This is a genomic window from Vibrio sp. HDW18, from assembly GCF_011306175.1.
Classification (GTDB): Bacteria; Pseudomonadota; Gammaproteobacteria; order Enterobacterales; family Vibrionaceae; genus Vibrio; species Vibrio chanodichtyis.
The window spans coordinates 377,361-396,748 of sequence record NZ_CP049913.1; the positions used below are offsets into that span (position 1 = coordinate 377,361).

The following is a 19,388-nucleotide window of genomic DNA, read 5'->3' on the forward strand; positions in this document are numbered from 1 at the left end:
CATAATGGATAAGGAGCCTTACGACTCCTTAAAATCAACATTGATTGTGGATTTAGAATTTCACCAGCGCCGAGCCCCAAGTGAAACCGCCACCAAACGCTTCGAGCAATAGAGTTTGCCCGCGCTGAATACGCCCATCACGTACCGCTTCATCCAATGCCGTTGGCACTGTCGCTGCCGACGTATTGCCGTGGCGGTCTAACGTAACCACCACTTGATCTAATGACATAGCCAGTTTTTTCGCGGTCGCCGAGATAATCCGATAGTTAGCCTGATGGGGAACCAACCAATCGAGCTCTGATTTATCCATGTTATTGGCTTGCAGCGTATCGACCACCAATTTAGACAGTTGTGTCACTGCCACTTTAAATACTTCGTTACCCGCCATGTGCAGCCATTTATCACTGCTGCCACCACGTTCAGGTACTTCAAGGCTCAATAAATCACCAAATTGACCATCGGCGTGGATATGCGTTGAAAGAATACCGGGCTCATTGCTGGCTCCAACCACTACGGCACCTGCGCCATCACCAAACAAAATAACTGTGGAGCGGTCGGTCGGATCACAAGTTTTGGACAGTGCATCCGCACCTATCACCAAAATATTTTTACATGCCCCAGATTTAACCTGTTGATCGGCAATCGAGAGCGCATACATAAAACCAGAGCAAGCGGCCGCCAAATCAAATGCAGGGCAACCTTTAATATCCAGCTTACCTTGCACTTGACAAGCAGCGGAGGGGAAAGCGTGACTCGCGCTGGTGGTGGCAACGATAATCATATCAATATCATTTTTATCGATACCGGCCATGTCGATGGCGTTTTGTGCCGCATAGAAAGCCATATCGGCCACCGTTTCATTATCAGCGGCAATGCGACGCTCGCGGATACCAGTACGAGCAACAATCCACTCATCACTGGTCTCTACCATTTTCTCTAAATCTGCGTTAGTACGCACCTGAGATGGCAAGTAGCTGCCAGTACCTAAAATTTTGCTATACATGAAGACTAATAATGCCTCTCGAGTAAAACCGCTTCCAAACGATCGCTTATACGGCTGGGTACTTGTCGTTTCACCTCATGCACCGCCTCACAAATTGCATTGACAACAGCGGATACATCAGCACTTCCATGACTCTTAATGACAATGCCGCGCAATCCTAGCAAACTTGCGCCGTTATACTGGTCGGGGTTCAGGGTTTTTAATTCAGTAAAGAGCTCAGAAAACAGTTTTCTTGCAATCCAACCCTTTATGGATGAGGCTAAAAGCGATTTTTTTAACTTATCGATAAAGAGTTGCGCTGTTCCTTCACACGCTTTAAGGCAGACATTTCCCACAAAGCCATCGCACACTATCACATCTGCGCTATTGGTTAATAGCTGATTGCCCTCAATATAACCAATGAAATTGATCTCTTGGGTTTGGGTCAGCATCTCCGCGCAGCGCTTAACCAGGTCATTACCTTTAATCTCTTCTGCGCCGATATTTAAAATGGCAACTCTGGGTGCGTGGCGTAAATGTTGCTCAGCTAGCGCCGCCCCCATCACCGCAAATTGGAACAAAGAATCCGCATCACTCGACACATTGGCACCGAGATCCAGCATCCAAGTTTTACCGCCCGATACCGTAGGTAAAGCAGAAACCAACGCCGGACGATCAATACCAGGTAACAGTTTAAGACGAAAACGGGATAGCGCCATCAGGGCACCGGTGTTACCCCCACTGACACAAGCATCCGCCTGATTATCGGCAACCAGATCAATCGCCATACCCATGGAACTACCAGCACTATTGCGTAAAGCCAACGAAGGTTTTTCAGAGTTAGAGATAACTCGGTCACTGTGCACAATACTTAAACGAGCATTGGCAGAATAACCAAGTAGGGAGAATTGTTGAGCGATCTGATGTTGATCACCCACTAAGATCACTTTTAGCTCTGGGAAATGTGACAGTGCCTGCACGGCGGCAGGCACTGTAACGCGTGGACCGAAGTCCCCGCCCATTGCATCAAGTGCAACGGTTAAATTTTGCAAAGGTCAACCTTACTTGTTGATAACCTTTTTACCACGGTAGTAACCTTCAGCAGTTACATTGTGGCGTAGGTGAGTTTCACCTGAAGTTGCGTCTACAGATAGCGCTGCAGCAGTTAGCGCATCGTGTGAACGACGCATACCACGTCTTGAACGTGTTTTACGGTTTTGTTGTACGGCCATTGACCCTACTCCTATGTTAAGAATGCTTAGCGAATTACTTCTTCAAGCTTTTTAAAACATCGAATGGATTCGGTTTCTCTTCCAAAACTTCTTCTGGAAGTTCACCAAACACCAAATTGTCTGAATCAACGCTACAATCCGCTTCGTCATGCATTGCAACTTGAGGCAAATTTAAGATGAACTCGTCTTCAACTAACTGAACTAGGTTAACCTCACCAAACTCGTTTAGATCTACCAAATCATACTCGTCTGGGGCGTCTTCTTCACTTTTACGCCCTAAATAAGGGGTATAAGTAAAGTCAACTTCACACTCATGTGCGAAAACCTCGTTACAGCGCTGACACTCTAAATCAACTTCGATGTTAGCTTTACCAGAGATAACAACGAGTTGCTGTTCATCAATCTCAAATGACAATGAAACTTCAGCGTCGCGTTTAACGCCTGCGACTGACTCCTCTAAGCGCTTGAACAGACTGATTTGGATGATGCCATCAAAATCTAATCTCTTCTGAGCCGCTTTAGCTGGATCAACCGTTCGCGGTATTTTTACCTTTTGCATAGGGCGCGAATATTATCTTCCAAAACAGGTTTAGTCAAAGAAAAAGGCAAAAAACTTAGTTTTTTTTCCTTTTCCACCGAGAGCATTATGAACAGCGCATTAGGATACGTTATGCTGCTGTCAAACACGCGATGATTGTAAAGTAAAATGCAGAATTACCAACTGATTTGTATAGGGACAAGGTTAACTCTCTGAATATAAAGAGATTATTATGACCTTTAACAATCATCTCAAAGCCTCAAACTCTCAAGAAGTCACCAAAAGAAGTCACTACGCCTCTTTGTCCCAATCTGTATGTTTTCCTTCAAGTAACCCAAGTAACTCAATAAACCCACACTATAGGAACATCCCAAAGATTTACTTCACGACAATCAAGAAGGAGAACACTTTCTATCTAAGAGTCTCACACCGAGACCAGTTACAGAATGAGAGTGTTACCGTATCACTTAGAACAAATAATAGACGAGAGGCAATGATGAATACTGATTACCTAAAGGAACGCCTGTTAGAGCAAGCAGGTAGCTTTGTTAGCTTTGACCATATGAGAGCAGCTCTAAAGGAAATCGCACAGACTGAGCTTGTTAGACGTCCCAAAGTTGATTGGTTTTACCGTGGTAATATCATCATTGCACAAGAAGCTCTCCAAGAAGCTCAGACAGTCGAACAGGTTAGATTCATACAGTCCTATTCAGATATCATGAAGAAGGGCTTACAGAGCGATACAGAAGGTTTATTGTCGATTGTTGATAGTGTCAGTGAAGTTAGTAGAGTTAGTGAATCAACTAACGTGAACAGCGAACGAAGTAAGCACAGAGTAAACAACGTTAAAACCTTTTCTCAAATGGTCGAGGATTATATTAACGAGAAAGAAGTTAGTGGAAGTTGGACAGCAGCAACATTAGGAACCAAAGCAGCCACTGTAAGAAAGCTTGTAAGCTACTTTGAGGCTTGCTCTCTTCAAGATAAACCGATAGACCAGATAACAAGACAAGACCTATTGGAAGTGCGTACAGCTCTATCTAACGATGGTCTGAAGCTATCCACGGTAAACGGTCAAATAAGGAATATTGTTGCTGTCTTTAAATATGCTGAATTGCTTGATGTTATTCCGAAAAGTCCAGCCGTTAAGCTGTTATTGAAAGACCGTGATAATAAAGACTCAAAGGCATTAACAGAGTCAGAAGTTAACAATGTTCTGAGTTATTTCAAGCATGGTTATTTCACTGAAGCTAAACGCAGTAAGAAGACCACAGAGGCCATGGAGTTTATCAAGTGGATTCCTCAATTAGCAGCTATTACAGGTGCAAGACTTAACGAAATTCTACAGCTACGCAAAGGCGACATAAAGCAATCTGATAATGGTCTATGTTGGTTTATTGATATTAATGACAAAGATGACAATGTACTCAAGAATAAATCTTCAGCTCGTATAGTCCCTCTCGTAAATGGTGCTTATGGGTTCGACTTAGAGTTATTCCTAAATGAAGTTGTCAATACCTGTAATGATGATTCAGACAATATATTCAGACTCAAGAACAGTGACCGACAATTAAACAGCATCAAGATAGGTAAACTATTAAAGGCTTATCGAGATAACCACTCAGAAGCCCCTGAGACGCTCACAATGCATTATTTCCGTCACACTATGGCTACCCTATGCCTAAACAAGAAGATGCCTGAAAGCTTCGCTAAGGAAATATTAGGGCATACTCAGAGTATAACCTATGGTCTCTATGGTTCAGCAGGTGTAGACGTTGAGACAATGTATAAAGAGATGGTTAAACTATGGTCATAACATATGAGAATCACTATCATCTATACGCGTGGGTTAATTACATAAGAGCAACATAACCACCAACATAAAGACAACAATCAGACTCTCAAAGCTCCTCGTCAATAGAACAAAAAGTCCCTATAAATCAATAATATTGAATTAACCCACACTATAGGGGGACAGTAGGGGGAGACTATAAGATATCTTTAAGATAAGACTATAAGATATCTTTAAGATTACTCTTTAAGTCTAATATTCTTAATAGTAATTATTATTAAAGAATCATTATCTTTAAGATATATCTTTAAGTCCCTCCTATTTAACCCACACTATAGGGAGATATTAACTATCATCCCGTTGCTATAGCGAAGTTAATTGTAATCAAATCATCTTAGCTGTAATCACTTAAAGACACATCTCTACAGATTTAATCATGTGAGTCATTCTGGTTATTCAGAGTGCATTGATTATTAATGGTGTATGTGTCTTACCATAATCTTTATTTATAACCATTGTTAACGAAGTAAACCATTACCAACAAGGAGACCCCTAATATGACAACTAAAGATAATGTGAACACTCTCGATATTCATTTCAGAGGTGAGAAGCCTAAGCGTCTTTCATTTACTCAGAAAGCAGCTCTACACAATCGGATGATTAATATTCTCAGAAAGTTTGACTGTGAGCATTCCCAAAGTGCAGCGGATAAACTTCAAGCCACTCTTAAAGGGATGACTGGAATTAAATATACCGGATGGGAAGCTTGTCGGAAAGAATTAGCCTATGAAAAAGCTAAGTTTCAATTAGAGAAAGAAGGAGTCCTATAAGATGAGTATTATTAATTATGATGAAACAACTAATACATTTAGTGTCTACGGACAAACTTTTACAGCAGATTATTTTAATCATGTTCAAGTTGCTATTTTACTTGACATTAATTGGTCTGTCGGTCTCATCCATAACGCACTGAAAGACACACCCTTAGCGAATCACCGTGACCACCGATTAGTGAATCATCGTCGTGAACTGGCAGAGATTGCAGAAAGGGAGTCTAAAGAAGCAGCAGAGCGTACACGTATAGCTCTCCTCAGAGACCCTGAGCATCAAGCAAAGCTAAAACGTGAACGCGATGCCTTTGCCGCTAAGAGTCGAGCACATGCAGCAGCCTTAAAGTCTGGTCGTCCTGTCTACACAAACAGTCCTCACCAAGACCCTATTCCAAGTATCAAATGGTAAAGCTATGGCCTCCTAAAAGGGAGGCTATCGACCCTAAACACTGTGAACGCAGTAAACACTCTAAACACTAACCACCAACCCATAGGAGAACACCAATTATGAATATCACAATCAATGAAAAACCTTCAGCTCAAAGCTACTTGGAGTCATTGGCTCGCAAGTTGTCCGGTTGTTTCAACTCAGTAGCCTTTAAGACTGCTTGCGGTACTGAAGCTCGGTACTTCCGATTCCATCGCAAAGGTGATAACCCTAAGACAATCCAAGTCCCTACTCTTGCGAATCGTTCCGTAAAGCTCAACCTTGCTGACAAATCACAGAATGGTAAGCCAACTATCATCACTCACAAACAAGGCTCGTTGGTGGTCTCTAAGCCATGTAAAGAGGGCTTAATGCTATCCGCAGCGATTGAGCTTAGTGATTCTGAGGTAAGTGGTCATATTACTGATTTGTCACTTCAACAAGAGATTGAGACCGTAACCGAGACCACTAACGATACTTTGAATAAGGAAATCTTAGGCTTAATCGAGGAATCGGAAGACTTTGCGAAGCTCGTTAAGGTCATGCCAGAAACAAGCTCAGGGACTGGTCTTAAAGCCCGTGGAGAAGCTCTACAAGAATCAATCTTCACAGCTAAGGCTGAGGTATTGCCTTTAGGCAAAGAGCTTGCAGATTACATTGTGGGACTGTCAGACGCTGCTTTCACTGCCCTTGAGTATAGTGCTCGTGTTAATGGCTTTAGCTCTATCCATGACATGATGGGAACTGAGGTATTTGCCTTTACCAGTAAGAGCGATGACACAGGTACAAATAACTATGGCTATCTGATTCCAAGACGACACACAGCGATTAGCTTTGCTGAGTCAGCTACAGGTGAAGTCTTCAAGTTCGAGGTGACCCGTAAACCTGAAACCCAAAGCTCTATCATGGAGATTATCGCTAATGCTGAAGTATTGGCAGCAGGTTTCACCAAGCTTGATGTGGACGGACAGACAGTTGACGTTACCATGCCTCTTATCACTCAGTTCAGCTTAAAGATTGCTTGAGGTGTCTAATATGGAAATTGTCAATCTACTTAGTATTGACAGGAATGGCTCACACGGACAAGTGAGCTATCACGAAAAGTACACTTTACTATGGAACAAACCTAAGCTCTCCTTTGAGTTTGTTATTATCCACTATGTGAAAGGTGATGAAGTCTACCCTAAAGGATTCAAGACGATTGACCCTAACGGACAACCTATTGAGTTGCGTCCTGAAGAGATTCAAGAGGTTGAGGCTTACTGTCAAGACAATGCAACTACTCCGTGGGCAGACTTGTGTAGTATCAGTTGAGATAAAGTTAACAAGCTATTTTGATATAAAAATACTAAATGCCCACTCTGGTAAGCCAAATAAGAAGCTCCAACCACCTAAAATAGAGGCAATTGGGGCGGTCAAAGGGAACAAAGCTAAGGCAAACATCGCAAAGCCGCCTATCTTAATTGCAATCCACAACCAGTAAAGCCACCCAACCGGAAGCAAAATAGCTAAAAACCAAATGAGAGCACTTGCAAGACCGCCTAAAACTCTGTCCATAAACACACACCTTTGCATTAAATAACGTAATGCTCAGAATTGTATCAAATAGTCACTTTGTGGCATAGCATGCTGATGAAAATCTACCAGAAAAATCTGAGAGACCATCTAATTGATTAAGCGTAGAGATTACCCCCATATAGGGTGTCTTTATGCCTCTCTTTTTGTGTTACGTTATAACATTGCGTTAATCAGGAAGTCACCAAAAGAAGTCACTACAGAAGTCACTAAGGCTATTGACGTGAGTATGTACTATCCTTATAGTTCAATCATATCAACGCCTTGTAGACTCCATGCAAAATTACCAACTAGTTTTAGCTTCCACCTCACCATTTCGCCAACAAATTCTGACCAAACTCAAGCTACCTTTCGTGAGTGCGAAACCCGATTGCGATGAAACACCTTTAATCGGTGAAAGCCCAATCCAATTGGTGATGCGTTTAGCCGAACACAAAGCACGCAGCTGTTTTTTGCCTGAACCGAGTTTAGTGATTGGCTCCGATCAGGTGTGCGTGATTGACGGTCAAATCATCGGCAAACCCTTAACCATGGAAAAGGCGGTGGAGCAACTGTCACGACAAAGTGGCAAAGCGATCACCTTTTATACTGGAGTCGCCCTTTTTAATAACCAAACCCAGCAAATTCAGGTGGTTTACGATACGTTTACGGTCCATTTTCGAACCTTGTCTGAATCAATGATCCGCAACTATGTGGCGGTCGAGCGACCACTGGAGTGTGCTGGCAGTTTTAAGAGTGAAGGTCTAGGCATTGCCCTGTTTGAGCGATTAGAAGGTGATGACCCCAATTCGCTGATTGGTCTGCCGCTGATTAAATTGATTAATCTGCTTGAACAAGAAGGGGTTAATGTGATTTAAACCGTAGATGACTCACAGCGCGATAAATCGCCCTGTGAGTCCACGTGAATACCGCGGATCAATTTATGAGTTACGGTTATTCCTTACAGCTCTTGCGATGATTGAGCTTGGCGCAGTTGGTTTAGCGCTTGCTCAAGGTTTGCCGTTAATGGCGCGTGAATATCTAGCTTCTTCTCGCTGGCTGGATGGACAAACTGAATGTTTGCCGCATGCAAGAACAGCCGTTCAATCCCAAACTTGGCCGTGTAAGCATCAAAACGGCGATCGCCATAGCGATCATCCCACGCAATTGGATGCCCCATATATTGGGTATGGACACGGATTTGGTGCGTGCGCCCAGTTACGGGACTCGCTTGCACTAAGGTTGCTTCACTAAACTGCTCAACAATGCGAAATCGCGTTTCCGAAGGTTTACCGTTTGGATTGACACGCACGATACTGTTGACTTCATTTTTTAGTAACGGCGCATTTACGATCCGACACTCCGGATCCCAGCGCCCCATCACTAGCGCATAGTAGTATTTCTGCACCGTTTTTTCGCGAAACTGAGCTTGCAAATGACGCAGTGCAGAACGCTTTTTGGCCACTAGCAAAATTCCCGAAGTGTCACGGTCAATCCGGTGTACCAGCTCAAGAAAACGCGCTTGCGGACGTAAAGCACGTAATGCTTCAATCGCACCAAAATGCAAACCGCTGCCACCGTGTACCGCGGTCCCCGAAGGTTTATTGAGGATCAACAAATGTCCATCTTCATAAACGATGCAGTGTTCTAACTCTGCCACTTTATTGAGTTTGGTATTCGGTGCTGTGGGCTGATTCTCTTTGACTTCTAGCGTGACAGGTGGCACGCGCACCACATCGCCGGCAGCCAGTTTGTATTCCGCTTTAACGCGCTTTTTATTCACGCGCACCTCACCCTTACGCAGAATGCGATAAACTACGCTTTTAGGGATGCTTTTTAATTGGTTGCGCAAAAAATTATCAATGCGCTGACCTGCCATATCTTCATCAATATCGATGAGCTGGACTTGAGTTCTAATTTCATTCATGGCGTTATTCTATCTGGAATCACGCTAAAATCACATTTTCTTAGCAACAAAAAACTATTTTCATTAGATCTTCACGCGATGGCAGCACCATTTCAATAAATTGGCACAAATATTACGCGTTAAATTACTGGTAGAGATAGTGATAAGTCATTTTTCACGCTTATTTCCAGCATTGAACAATAGGTTATTCCCTACTCTTTTTTAATCTCCCGCAAATAATTCACACTAGCTTGGAAAGCTGATTGCTGACTTTAGCTGTCACTGCTATAGTTCACAGCTGCAAGAGCTGAACTGGTAGCATTTTGTTATTTACTGTTCAATTTCTAGCAAGTTAGTGAGTAGTGAGTTGAAAAATTGAGTGCAGCACATGGCGTAAGACACCGAATTTGAGACTTTTTGTTGCTCTACTCGTCGCCTTTCATGTTGAGTACTTTCCGCCTTTATTGCGGTTTACAGGCTATTGCTAGCTTGTGAATACTGATGTGCCCTAGAGCATCCCCTCCAGCCGGGAGGCTGTATCGAAAAAGCCATGGGATCTGGCACCGTGAAAACGAAACACAGCAACAAAAACAAGAATCAAAACTATATAAGAACATGAGATTTTTAAATGAAGAGAATGTTAATTAACGCAACTCAAAAAGAAGAGTTGCGTGTCGCGTTGGTTGATGGCCAACGTCTGTTCGATCTGGATATTGAAAGCCCAGGACACGAATCGAAAAAAGCCAATATCTACAAAGGCCGCATTACCCGTATTGAACCCAGTCTTGAAGCTGCATTTGTTGACTACGGTGCTGAACGACACGGTTTCCTCCCTCTTAAAGAAATTGCGCGTGAATACTTCCCTAGCGGTTATAGCTACCAAGGTCGTCCTAACATCAAAGATGTTTTGAACGAAGGCCAAGAAGTGATCGTACAGATCGAAAAAGAGGAGCGCGGTAGTAAAGGCGCGGCTCTGACCACCTTTATTTCGCTGGCGGGTAGCTATCTGGTACTGATGCCGAATAACCCTCGTGCGGGCGGTATTTCTCGTCGCATTGAAGGTGATGAGCGTACCGAGTTAAAATCGGCACTCAGTTCACTGGAATTACCACAAGGTATGGGCCTTATTGTTCGTACCGCCGGTGTTGGTAAAAGTGCAGAAGAGCTGGAGTGGGACTTAAACGTACTGCTTAAACACTGGAGTGCGATTAAACAGGCTTCTGATTCCAACCCAGCGCCATTCCTGATCCATCAAGAAAGCAACGTGATTGTACGTGCAATCCGTGATTACTTGCGCCGTGATATCGGTGAAATTCTGATCGACAGCACCAGCATCTACGAACGTGCTCTTGAGCATATTCGCTTGGTGCGCCCTGACTTTGTCAATCGTGTCAAAAAATACGAAGGCGAAGTGCCACTGTTTAGCCATTTCCAAATCGAAAGCCAGATTGAATCGGCGTTCCAACGTGAAGTTCGTCTGCCTTCTGGTGGCTCTATTGTCATCGATCCAACCGAAGCATTGACCTCGATTGATATCAACTCCGCTCGCGCGACCAAAGGCGGCGATATTGAAGAGACCGCGCTCAATACCAACTTGGAAGCCGCAGAAGAGATTGCACGTCAATTACGACTGCGTGACCTCGGTGGTCTGGTGGTAATCGATTTCATTGATATGACTCCAGTTCGCCATCAGCGTGAAGTTGAAAACCGTCTGCGTGAAGCAGTTCGTGTTGATCGTGCTCGTGTACAAATCGGCCGTATTTCTCGCTTTGGTTTATTGGAGATGTCTCGTCAGCGACTAAGCCCATCTTTGGCCGAAGCTAGCCACCACATCTGTCCTCGTTGTACTGGTACCGGTGTGATTCGTGATAATGAATCATTAGCACTGTCAGTACTGCGTTTGATTGAAGAAGAAGCCCTGAAAGACAATACCTCGCAGGTTCTTGCCGTGGTGCCGGTCTCGATTGCTTCTTATTTGTTGAACGAAAAACGTCGCTCAGTGAATCATATTGAGAAAAATCAAGATGTCCGTATCACTATCGTGCCGAATTCAGAAATGGAAACCCCGCACTTTGACGTGATCCGCGTGCGTGACGGTGAAGAGCAAGACATCCTGTCTTACTTGATCCCGAAAAAGCTTGAAGCGATGAAAGAAGCTGAAGGCAAAGAGACACCAGATGTCGAACTTAAGCCAAAACGCATTGAAGAGCCGGTACTAAAAGGCTTCGCAGCACCTGACGAAGCTATACCCGCTCCAGCACCAAAAGCCAAAGCTGAACCACAACCTGCGAAAACGGCAGCGCCGACTCAGCCAGGCTTGTTCAGCCGTTTGTTTACCGCATTAGCGAACCTGTTCTCGGCAGCGCCAGCAGTGGAAACGGCAGCAACACCTGCGGCAACCAACAATCAGCAAGATAAACCGCGCCGTGAACGCAACGAGCGTAACAATGACCGTCGTCGTAACCCTCGCGATAGAAACCGTCGTCGCACCAATGAGGAAAACAGCGAGCGCAATGAGAAAGAGGCGACCAACCATAATCGCAAGCCACAAGATCGCAAACCAAAGTCAGAGCGTAATGAGCGCGTAGAAACCGAACGTGCAGAGCGACAAGATCGCCGTAACAAACGCGATGACAGCAAGAGCGCTAAACTGCTTGAGCAAGGTCGTCAACTGGCCGCGGAAGCGCAGCAAGAAGTCAAAGTTGCAGAGCCAAAAGAAGAAAAAGTAGCGGTAGTTAAAGAGCGTCGTCAGCGTCGCAAACTGCCAAAACAGATCCGCGTTAAAGATCAAGTGGCGAATGAAGAGCTGGATCCTTTGTCAGCAATGAGCACTAGTGAGTCGCTTGAAGCTGCAGAATCGCATACTCTGCCAGCAGTAGAAGACGTTACTGACCCAAATCAAGATGATCAAAAACAACGTCGCAATCGCCGCTCACCACGCCACTTGCGTGCAAGTGGTCAACGCCGTCGCCGTGGTCGTGATCGTCGCCCTAACCCATTCCGTCTGCGCAAAGGTGGTGTTGCATCACCAGAAATGGCGATGGGTAAAGTGATGCCGCGTTATGATTTAGCGCCACGTCCACAATCTCGCCATGATGTTGTAACTGTAACTGAACAACCCGCAGAGCAAATGGATCCGGTGATTGTCGATCAAAATATAGCCGTAGCAACAGCACCAACTCTTGGTGGTTTTGCTTGCCCTGAAATGAGTATGGGTAAAGTGATCCTACGCCGCGAACCGGTGGTATCCGCTACCCCTATCGCACAACAGCCAGTAGTGATCGCAGAACCTGTCGTTGAAACAGTAGCTGAAACGGTTGTGTCAACTCGCGAGCAAGACGTAGTGGCTACACCAATCGCGGTCGAAGTTTCATCTTCAGCTACGATTGATGCGGCACCTGCTGCGGTGGCACCAACCGTGGTTGAAGCTGCAGCAGTAACCGAACAGCCGACTGAGCCATTAAAAGTTGTGAAAGTTGCTAAGGCCAGCCACCAACCGCGTAGTGCGAAAGCCGTGATTGAACAGCCAAGCGCTTCGTCACCGATGACTAAAGCATCCGGCTCAAATGAGCTCCGTGAAGTGCAGGTTAACCCAGCACCACTCCGTGCTGAGCGCTATTCCGCACGTGGTGCTGGTAGTCAAGCCGCGCGTAGTCAAGCAAGCGCCGCAATGACAAAGCCACTGAGCTAATTGTCCAACACCGACCACAAGGGCTGCATTCGCAGCCCTTTTTTTATGTGCATTTTTTATATTTGCATCTTAGCCCCGTAATTTACGCACACCATGCTGTGGTATTTGAGATTGACTAAAACCATCAAGTGAGGGTTAGAGTGATGTGCGATGAAATATACCCAAACAACTTGAAGATGCAGGTAGGTGGCAAACGACTTTTACCACTACAAATAAAGTCTCTGAGCCGTGAAGCAACAACAATTTGAATATGCGTATCTGTTTGGTTCTGTCTGTCCCGCTAGAGGCATTGGCGAGGCGATGGTCGTTCCTTGGGTTAACAAGGACCTTATGGTTGAGCATCTTAGGCAGATCTCCGCGGTGACCGAAAAAGGTCGTCACGCAGTGGTCATTATGGATGGTGCAAGCTGGCACACAGAAGATATTGCCAATGAATTTCAGAACCTCAGTGTCATCAAACTCCCGCCCTATTCCCCTGAGTTGAATCCAATAGAACAAGTATGGAGTTGGTTAAGACAACACTATCTATCTAGCCAACCAGTCTTTTACGGATTACGAAGACATTGTCTCCAAAGCATGTCGGGCTTGGAATAGTTTTTTGGAATGCTCGGCCAGAGTCAGACAGATGTGTTCGAGAAGGTGGATAGAGCTAACCAGTTAATTTTCCAGATTGGTATAATTGAACATCTTATCTCAGTATGCTGTTTGTCGATTAACGCCAATCAATCGCCATAAAAAAACCCTCCATCAGGAGGGTTTGATATGGGTTGATTTGCTTCGTGCTAGCGAAAACCAATCACATTATTTTTTTGCTTTTGGCGCTACTTTCGCTGCTTCTTGATCCGCTTTCTTTACGATAACGGTGGTACCTTCGAAAGTTTGACCTTCAACGAAAGGTTTACCGTAGAAAGAAGCCAACAGAACTTCTTTCAGTTCAGTGATCAGTGGGTAACGTGGGTTTGCACCAGTACATTGGTCATCAAACGCTTCAACCGCTAATCCATCAACTTTCGCAAGGAAATCAGCTTCGTTTACACCAGCGGCTTGGATAGACATTGGAATATCCAAGTTTGCTTTCAGCTCATCCAACCAAGCTAGCAGACGCTCAATTTTCTGTGCAGTACGGTCGCCCGCTTGGCTCAGACCTAAATGGTCAGCCACTTCTGCATAACGACGACGAGCTTGTGGGCGGTCGTATTGAGAGAACGCAGTTTGTTTAGTTGGGTTGTCGTTCGCGTTGTAACGTACCACGTTAGCAATCAATAGCGCGTTAGCTAGACCGTGTGGTAAGTGGAACTCAGCACCGATCTTGTGCGCCATAGAGTGACATACACCTAGGAACGCGTTCGCAAATGCGATACCTGCAATGGTTGCTGCGTTGTGTACTTTTTCACGAGCGATTGGATCTTTCGCGCCGTTTGCGTAGCTAGAAGGTAGGTATTCTTTCAGCATCTTAAGTGCTTGCAGAGCCTGACCATCTGAGTATTCGTTCGCAAGAACAGATACGTAAGCTTCTAGCGCGTGAGTTACTGCATCGTAACCACCGAAAGCGGTCAGCGACTTAGGCATATTCATCACTAGGTTCGCATCTACGATCGCCATTTGAGGAGTCAGTTCGTAGTCTGCCAGTGGGTACTTAGCACCAGTTTTGTCGTCAGTAACAACCGCAAATGGCGTCACTTCTGAACCAGTACCTGAAGTGGTAGTGATACATACCAATTCTGCTTTTTGACCCATTTTCGGGAACTTGTAGATACGTTTACGGATATCCATAAAGCGCATTGCTAGCTCTGCGAAATGCGTTTCTGGGTGCTCGTACATTACCCACATGATCTTCGCAGCATCCATTGGTGAACCACCACCTAGAGCTAGGATCACATCTGGTTGGAAGCTTTGCATAGCTGCAGCGCCTTTCTCTACTACAGATAGAGTTGGATCCGCTTCTACTTCGAAGAATGTTTGCACTTCCATACCTTGCGCTTTCAGCAGGGCAACCACATCATCAGCATAACCGTTGTTGAATAGGAAACGGTCTGTTACTAGGAATGCGCGTTTTTTACCTTCTAGATCGCTTAGTGCGATTGGAAGGCTGCCACGACGGAAGTAGATAGACTTAGGTAGTTTGTGCCACAACATGTTTTCAGCTCGCTTCGCAACAGTTTTCTTGTTGATTAGGTGCTTAGGACCTACGTTCTCAGAAATTGAGTTACCACCCCAAGAACCACACCCCAGAGTCAGAGACGGTGCAACGTTGAAGTTGTACAGGTCACCGATACCACCGTGAGTGGTTGGGATGTTGATCAGGATACGGGCAGTTTTCAGTTTGTCACCGAAGTAACGAATACGATCTGCGTTTACATCTTGATCTGTGTACAGGCCTGAAGTGTGACCGATACCGCCGATTTCAACCATAGTTACCGCTTGAGCAACAGCGTCTTCGAAGTTGTCAGCACGGAATAGACCTAGAGTTGGAGACAGTTTTTCATGAGCGAATTCATCGTCATAAGAGACTTTACCCAGACCTTCACCAACCAGTACTTTAGTATCAGCAGGTACTTTCACGCCAGCCATTTCAGCGATAGCTGCTGCTGGTTGACCAACGATTTTCGCGTTCAGAGCACCATCGATCAGCAGAACTTTACGCACTTTGTCAGCGTCAGCTTTGCTTAATACATGAGCTTTATGTGTTGCGAAACGCTCTTTCACTTCTTCGTACACTTCGCTCACAACGATAGCCGCTTGCTCAGAAGCACACACTACACCGTTATCGAAAGTTTTTGACATCAGAATAGAGGCAACCGCACGTTTGATATCTGCAGTTTCATCGATAACCACAGGAACGTTACCCGCACCTACACCGATCGCTGGTTTACCAGAAGAGTATGCTGCTTTCACCATGCCTGGACCACCGGTCGCAAGGATCAGTGCAATGCCATCATGCTTCATTAGCGCGTTAGATAACTCAACTGATGGTTGATCGATCCAGCCGATGATATCTTTCGGTGCACCCGCTGCGATTGCTGCATCCAGAACCAGTTTCGCTGCTGCGTTGGTTGAATTTTTTGCACGTGGGTGTGGAGAGAAGATGATACCGTTACGAGTCTTCAGAGAAATCAGTGATTTGAAGATTGCGGTTGAAGTTGGATTAGTGGTTGGAACAATACCACAGATGATGCCTACTGGCTCAGCGATGGTCATGGTACCAAGGTTGTCATCTTCTTCTAAGATGCCACAGGTTTTTTCATCTTTGTATTTGTTGTAGATAAACTCAGAAGCAAAGTGGTTTTTGATTACTTTATCTTCAACAATACCCATGCCCGATTCTTCTACCGCCATTTGTGCTAGCGGGATACGCGCTTGGTTTGCTGCCAATGATGCTGCGCGGAAAATTTTGTCTACTTGTTCTTGTGAGAAAGTAGCAAATTCTGCTTGTGCCGCTTTAACGCGAGCAACCAGAGCATCAAGTTCAGCCAGATTAGTAACAGGCATAATGAATCTCCTAAAATAAAAAAATGTTAAAAACTCTTTAGTAAGTCTGTATGGCGCGTTTTCAGCTAATGTCAAAGGGTTAGCTGAACAACCAACTTAGTAAATTGCTTTCACGTCTGAGTATAATATTTCAGACTGTGAAAAAAATTGACTCAGATCAGTTATGAAAAATTAATTACCTCACAAGGGGTAGCCACCCGTACAAACCAAGCACAACACATTGAATTAAATAAAGTTAAGCCAAAATCATCATCTGCTCAAAAAATATCACTTGAAATTGAATACGCTAAAAAAACTACATATCCTGTAAAAAAGTTTCATTTTTATACGCCAACACCGGCTCCTGGAGGGAGATGACGTGCTAGTCAGAGTATAGAGATTATGCCTACAACCACCAGATCTCGAGTGATTTTTTACAAAAAATCTGTAACTGATAATGTATCGCAACAGTCATTCGCACCATAAATTGCACACTAAAGTCGCCTGCCTTGTATATACCCAAACAACTTGGTGTTGCAGGTAGGCGGTAATTGAGTGAGTCCCCATGGGCATAGGAAAATTATGTGATTGGGGTGAATGAACGTAGCCAACACCGCGACTTCTTCAAGTAGGAAGGGAATATCGCCGATGATGAATTAGTTTTTCTCACCCAATAAGCGATGGAGACCCAATTTTTTTCATTCGTTCTTTTGCTATCTTTGACTTACATTACCTACGCTTCTTTAGCGTCCCTTTGATGGTTAAGAGACTTCATCATGCAAAGCTTTGAAATTGCCATTTTTCTTCAATTTTTCCTTGGCTTAGTTGCTGCGGTAAACCCGGTTGGCATCATGCCCGTTTTCGTTTCTCTCACCAGTCATATGACGTTGGAAGAGAAAAATAAAACCGCCGCCACGGCCAATATTGCGGTCGCGATTATCCTGACCATTGCGTTACTCGCCGGCCAGATGCTGTTGGATCTTTTTAGTATTTCCCTTGATTCTTTCCGAATCGCGGGTGGATTACTGCTGATGAGCATCGCTTTTTCGATGATGAGCGGTAAGCTCGGGGAAGATAAACAAAATAAGCAAGAGAAATCGGAATACATCAGCCGCGAGCAAATTGCGGTGGTACCACTTGCCATGCCGCTGATGGCTGGCCCAGGCGCGATCAGCTCAACCATCGTATATGGGTCTCGCTATCCCACCATGCTGGATACGGTCGGCATTATTTTGACTATTGTCGCGTTTAGTTTTTGCTCTTGGTTACTGTTTCGCTCCGCTCCTTATATTGTCAGACTACTTGGCCAGACTGGGATCAACGTCATTACCCGGATCATGGGCCTAATCCTAGGTGCGCTGGGGGTTGAGTTTATCGCCAATGGATTACGTAACTTATTCCCAGGCTTGGCATTATAAACCGATCCATCCTTACCTCGCGCCAAATCCTCCGTGAAAAAAGAATGTCATAAAAAAAGCGCCTAACGGCGCTTTTTAGTCTTCAGCGATAAATATGGCACGCCGTTAAGCCGCCTTTTCAGCCAAAATAATACGTAACGTACGGCGCAGTGGCTCAGCAGCGCCCCACAGTAATTGGTCACCCACTGTGAAAGCATTGAGGAAATCATCGCCCATGCTCATTTTACGTAAACGACCAACCGGCACAGAGAGCGTACCGGTAACTTTGGCTGGCGTCAGCTCATGAGCGGTGATATCACGCTCATTGGCGATGACTTTCACCCAATCGTTATGCGTAGCAATCATCTCTTCAATTTCATCCAGTGGAACATTCTGTTTGAGTTTGATCGTCAATGCCTGAGAATGGCAACGCATCGCCCCAATGCGCACGCAAGTGCCGTCAATCGGTACAGGAGCGTGTTGTAAACCAAGAATTTTGTTGGCTTCAACTCCCGCTTTCCACTCTTCTTTGCTCTGGCCATTGTCACGTTTAACATCAATCCAAGGGATCAGCGATCCGGCCAAAGGCGCATCAAAATTATCGGTCGGGAAAGCGCTCGAACGCATAGTATCGGCCACTTTTTGATCAATATCCAAAATCGAGCTAGCCGGATTAGCGAGCTCAGAGCTAACCGCATCATTAATCACGCCCATCTGCGAAATTAATTCACGCATATTTTGCGCACCGGCACCGGAAGCGGCTTGATAAGTCATCGCACTCATCCACTCGACTAAGCCGCGTTCATATAAGCCACCTAATGCCATTAGCATCAAGCTCACGGTACAGTTACCACCAACAAAGGTTTTGGTGCCGTGGTCAATACCATGCAAAATCTGTTTTAGGTTAACCGGATCTAAGGTAATGATTGCTTCTTTATCCATACGCAACGTAGAAGCGGCATCAATCCAATAACCTTTCCAACCGGCTTGACGCAAGGCTGGATACACTTTTTCGGTATAGCTGCCACCTTGGCAAGTAATGATCGCATCAAGCTGCTTGAGACTTTCAATATCAAACGCATCTTGTAGCATTCCTGCGTCTTTACCAAAATTTGGTGCAGAGATACCAATTTGCGATGTGCTGAAAAAAACGGGCTCAATCAGATCAAAATCGCGCTCTTCTACCATGCGTTGCATCAAAACTGAGCCGACCATGCCACGCCAACCTACTAAACCTACTCTCATTTCCTATACTCTCCGTGTAGATCGAATGTCAAATTACTGGCTCCATCTATAAGTGGTTCAGTCTTAAATCTCAAGCGTTTCTTAGTAAATCAGTGAACTTTTTCCTCTCCGTCCTTGCTACTTATCGCACTTTCGATACTCGATGCCTTAAAAGAAGCATTTTTGGTCAAATTAGAGCATTAACGTCAATTTTCACAAAAAAATAACTCACTGTTACACAATAAAACCACTCTACAAAACATTTACTTTCATTAATGGCGCAAAATAACAACAGCAAACACCACAAATTAACCATCTGGACGATATAAATCACAACAAGAAGCTTT

General features: G+C 44.8%; 17 protein-coding genes and 1 pseudogene. 10 read left to right on the forward strand and 8 right to left on the reverse strand.

Annotated elements, in window-relative coordinates:
- Window positions 1–52: 52 nt before the first annotated feature.
- From G7083_RS01720 to yceD, 4 genes are read right to left on the reverse strand one after another with little or no spacing between them, the layout of a single operon-like run.
- A complete protein-coding gene (locus tag G7083_RS01720; RefSeq protein WP_166013293.1) occupies window positions 53–1,003 on the reverse strand; it encodes a beta-ketoacyl-ACP synthase III in 951 nt (316 codons plus the stop codon).
- Between the two features lie 5 nt (window positions 1,004–1,008).
- Window positions 1,009–2,034 (reverse strand): phosphate acyltransferase PlsX, encoded by a 1,026-nt coding sequence (plsX, locus tag G7083_RS01725; protein ID WP_166013294.1) that lies wholly within the window; start codon window positions 2,032–2,034, stop codon window positions 1,009–1,011.
- A 9-nt stretch (window positions 2,035–2,043) separates the two neighbouring features.
- Window positions 2,044–2,214 (reverse strand): 50S ribosomal protein L32, encoded by a 171-nt coding sequence (rpmF, locus tag G7083_RS01730; RefSeq protein WP_000290732.1) that lies wholly within the window; start codon window positions 2,212–2,214, stop codon window positions 2,044–2,046.
- A gap of 34 nt (window positions 2,215–2,248) precedes the next feature.
- Window positions 2,249–2,773: a 23S rRNA accumulation protein YceD gene (yceD, locus tag G7083_RS01735; RefSeq protein WP_166013295.1), complete on the reverse strand. Its 525-nt coding sequence runs from the start codon at window positions 2,771–2,773 to the stop codon at window positions 2,249–2,251.
- Window positions 2,774–2,984: 211 nt separating this feature from the next.
- Between yceD and G7083_RS01740 the strand changes: the two genes are divergently transcribed.
- From G7083_RS01740 to G7083_RS01760, 5 genes are all read left to right on the forward strand, one after another.
- Complete coding sequence (locus tag G7083_RS01740) at window positions 2,985–4,568, forward strand: site-specific integrase (RefSeq protein ID WP_166013296.1); 1,584 nt, start codon at window positions 2,985–2,987, stop codon at window positions 4,566–4,568.
- 533 nt (window positions 4,569–5,101) lie between these two features.
- Complete coding sequence (locus tag G7083_RS01745) at window positions 5,102–5,374, forward strand: hypothetical protein (RefSeq protein ID WP_166013297.1); 273 nt, start codon at window positions 5,102–5,104, stop codon at window positions 5,372–5,374.
- 1 nt (window position 5,375) lies between these two features.
- Window positions 5,376–5,783, forward strand: a complete 408-nt coding sequence (locus G7083_RS01750; protein WP_166013298.1) for a hypothetical protein — start codon at window positions 5,376–5,378, stop codon at window positions 5,781–5,783.
- A gap of 98 nt (window positions 5,784–5,881) precedes the next feature.
- A complete protein-coding gene (locus G7083_RS01755) occupies window positions 5,882–6,826 on the forward strand; it encodes a hypothetical protein (protein ID WP_166013299.1) in 945 nt (314 codons plus the stop codon).
- A gap of 10 nt (window positions 6,827–6,836) precedes the next feature.
- Window positions 6,837–7,115, forward strand: coding sequence for a hypothetical protein (locus tag G7083_RS01760; RefSeq protein ID WP_166013300.1), 279 nt, complete (start codon window positions 6,837–6,839; stop codon window positions 7,113–7,115).
- A gap of 15 nt (window positions 7,116–7,130) precedes the next feature.
- Here the strand turns inward: G7083_RS01760 and G7083_RS01765 are convergent, their stop codons facing one another.
- On the reverse strand, window positions 7,131–7,358 hold the full coding sequence (locus tag G7083_RS01765; protein ID WP_041048776.1) for a hypothetical protein: 228 nt from the start codon (window positions 7,356–7,358) through the stop codon (window positions 7,131–7,133).
- A 293-nt stretch (window positions 7,359–7,651) separates the two neighbouring features.
- Between G7083_RS01765 and G7083_RS01770 the strand changes: the two genes are divergently transcribed.
- Entirely contained in the window at window positions 7,652–8,233 is a 582-nt protein-coding gene (locus G7083_RS01770; RefSeq protein ID WP_166013301.1) for a nucleoside triphosphate pyrophosphatase, read from the forward strand.
- Between the two features lie 83 nt (window positions 8,234–8,316).
- Here G7083_RS01770 and rluC read toward each other — a convergent pair whose 3' ends face one another.
- Window positions 8,317–9,282, reverse strand: a complete 966-nt coding sequence (rluC, locus tag G7083_RS01775; protein WP_166013302.1) for a 23S rRNA pseudouridine(955/2504/2580) synthase RluC — start codon at window positions 9,280–9,282, stop codon at window positions 8,317–8,319.
- Window positions 9,283–9,889: 607 nt separating this feature from the next.
- On the opposite strand from rluC, the gene rne reads away from it, so the two are divergent.
- Both rne and G7083_RS01785 read left to right on the forward strand, forming a co-directional pair.
- Window positions 9,890–12,952, forward strand: coding sequence for a ribonuclease E (gene rne / locus G7083_RS01780; protein WP_206212103.1), 3,063 nt, complete (start codon window positions 9,890–9,892; stop codon window positions 12,950–12,952).
- Window positions 12,953–13,177: 225 nt separating this feature from the next.
- A pseudogene (locus G7083_RS01785) lies at window positions 13,178–13,613 on the forward strand (IS630 family transposase); the annotation flags it as partial.
- Between the two features lie 140 nt (window positions 13,614–13,753).
- Here the strand turns inward: G7083_RS01785 and adhE are convergent.
- Window positions 13,754–16,441 (reverse strand): bifunctional acetaldehyde-CoA/alcohol dehydrogenase, encoded by a 2,688-nt coding sequence (adhE, locus tag G7083_RS01790; protein WP_166013304.1) that lies wholly within the window; start codon window positions 16,439–16,441, stop codon window positions 13,754–13,756.
- A 147-nt stretch (window positions 16,442–16,588) separates the two neighbouring features.
- Here adhE and G7083_RS01795 point away from each other — a divergent pair, with 147 nt between their 5' ends.
- Window positions 16,589–16,798: a hypothetical protein gene (locus G7083_RS01795; protein ID WP_166013305.1), complete on the forward strand. Its 210-nt coding sequence runs from the start codon at window positions 16,589–16,591 to the stop codon at window positions 16,796–16,798.
- Between the two features lie 398 nt (window positions 16,799–17,196).
- A complete protein-coding gene (locus G7083_RS01800; protein ID WP_166013306.1) occupies window positions 17,197–17,838 on the forward strand; it encodes a YchE family NAAT transporter in 642 nt (213 codons plus the stop codon).
- 105 nt (window positions 17,839–17,943) lie between these two features.
- On the opposite strand, the gene asd is transcribed toward G7083_RS01800, so the two are convergent.
- Complete coding sequence (asd, locus tag G7083_RS01805) at window positions 17,944–19,062, reverse strand: aspartate-semialdehyde dehydrogenase (protein WP_166013307.1); 1,119 nt, start codon at window positions 19,060–19,062, stop codon at window positions 17,944–17,946.
- Window positions 19,063–19,388: the final 326 nt, after the last annotated feature.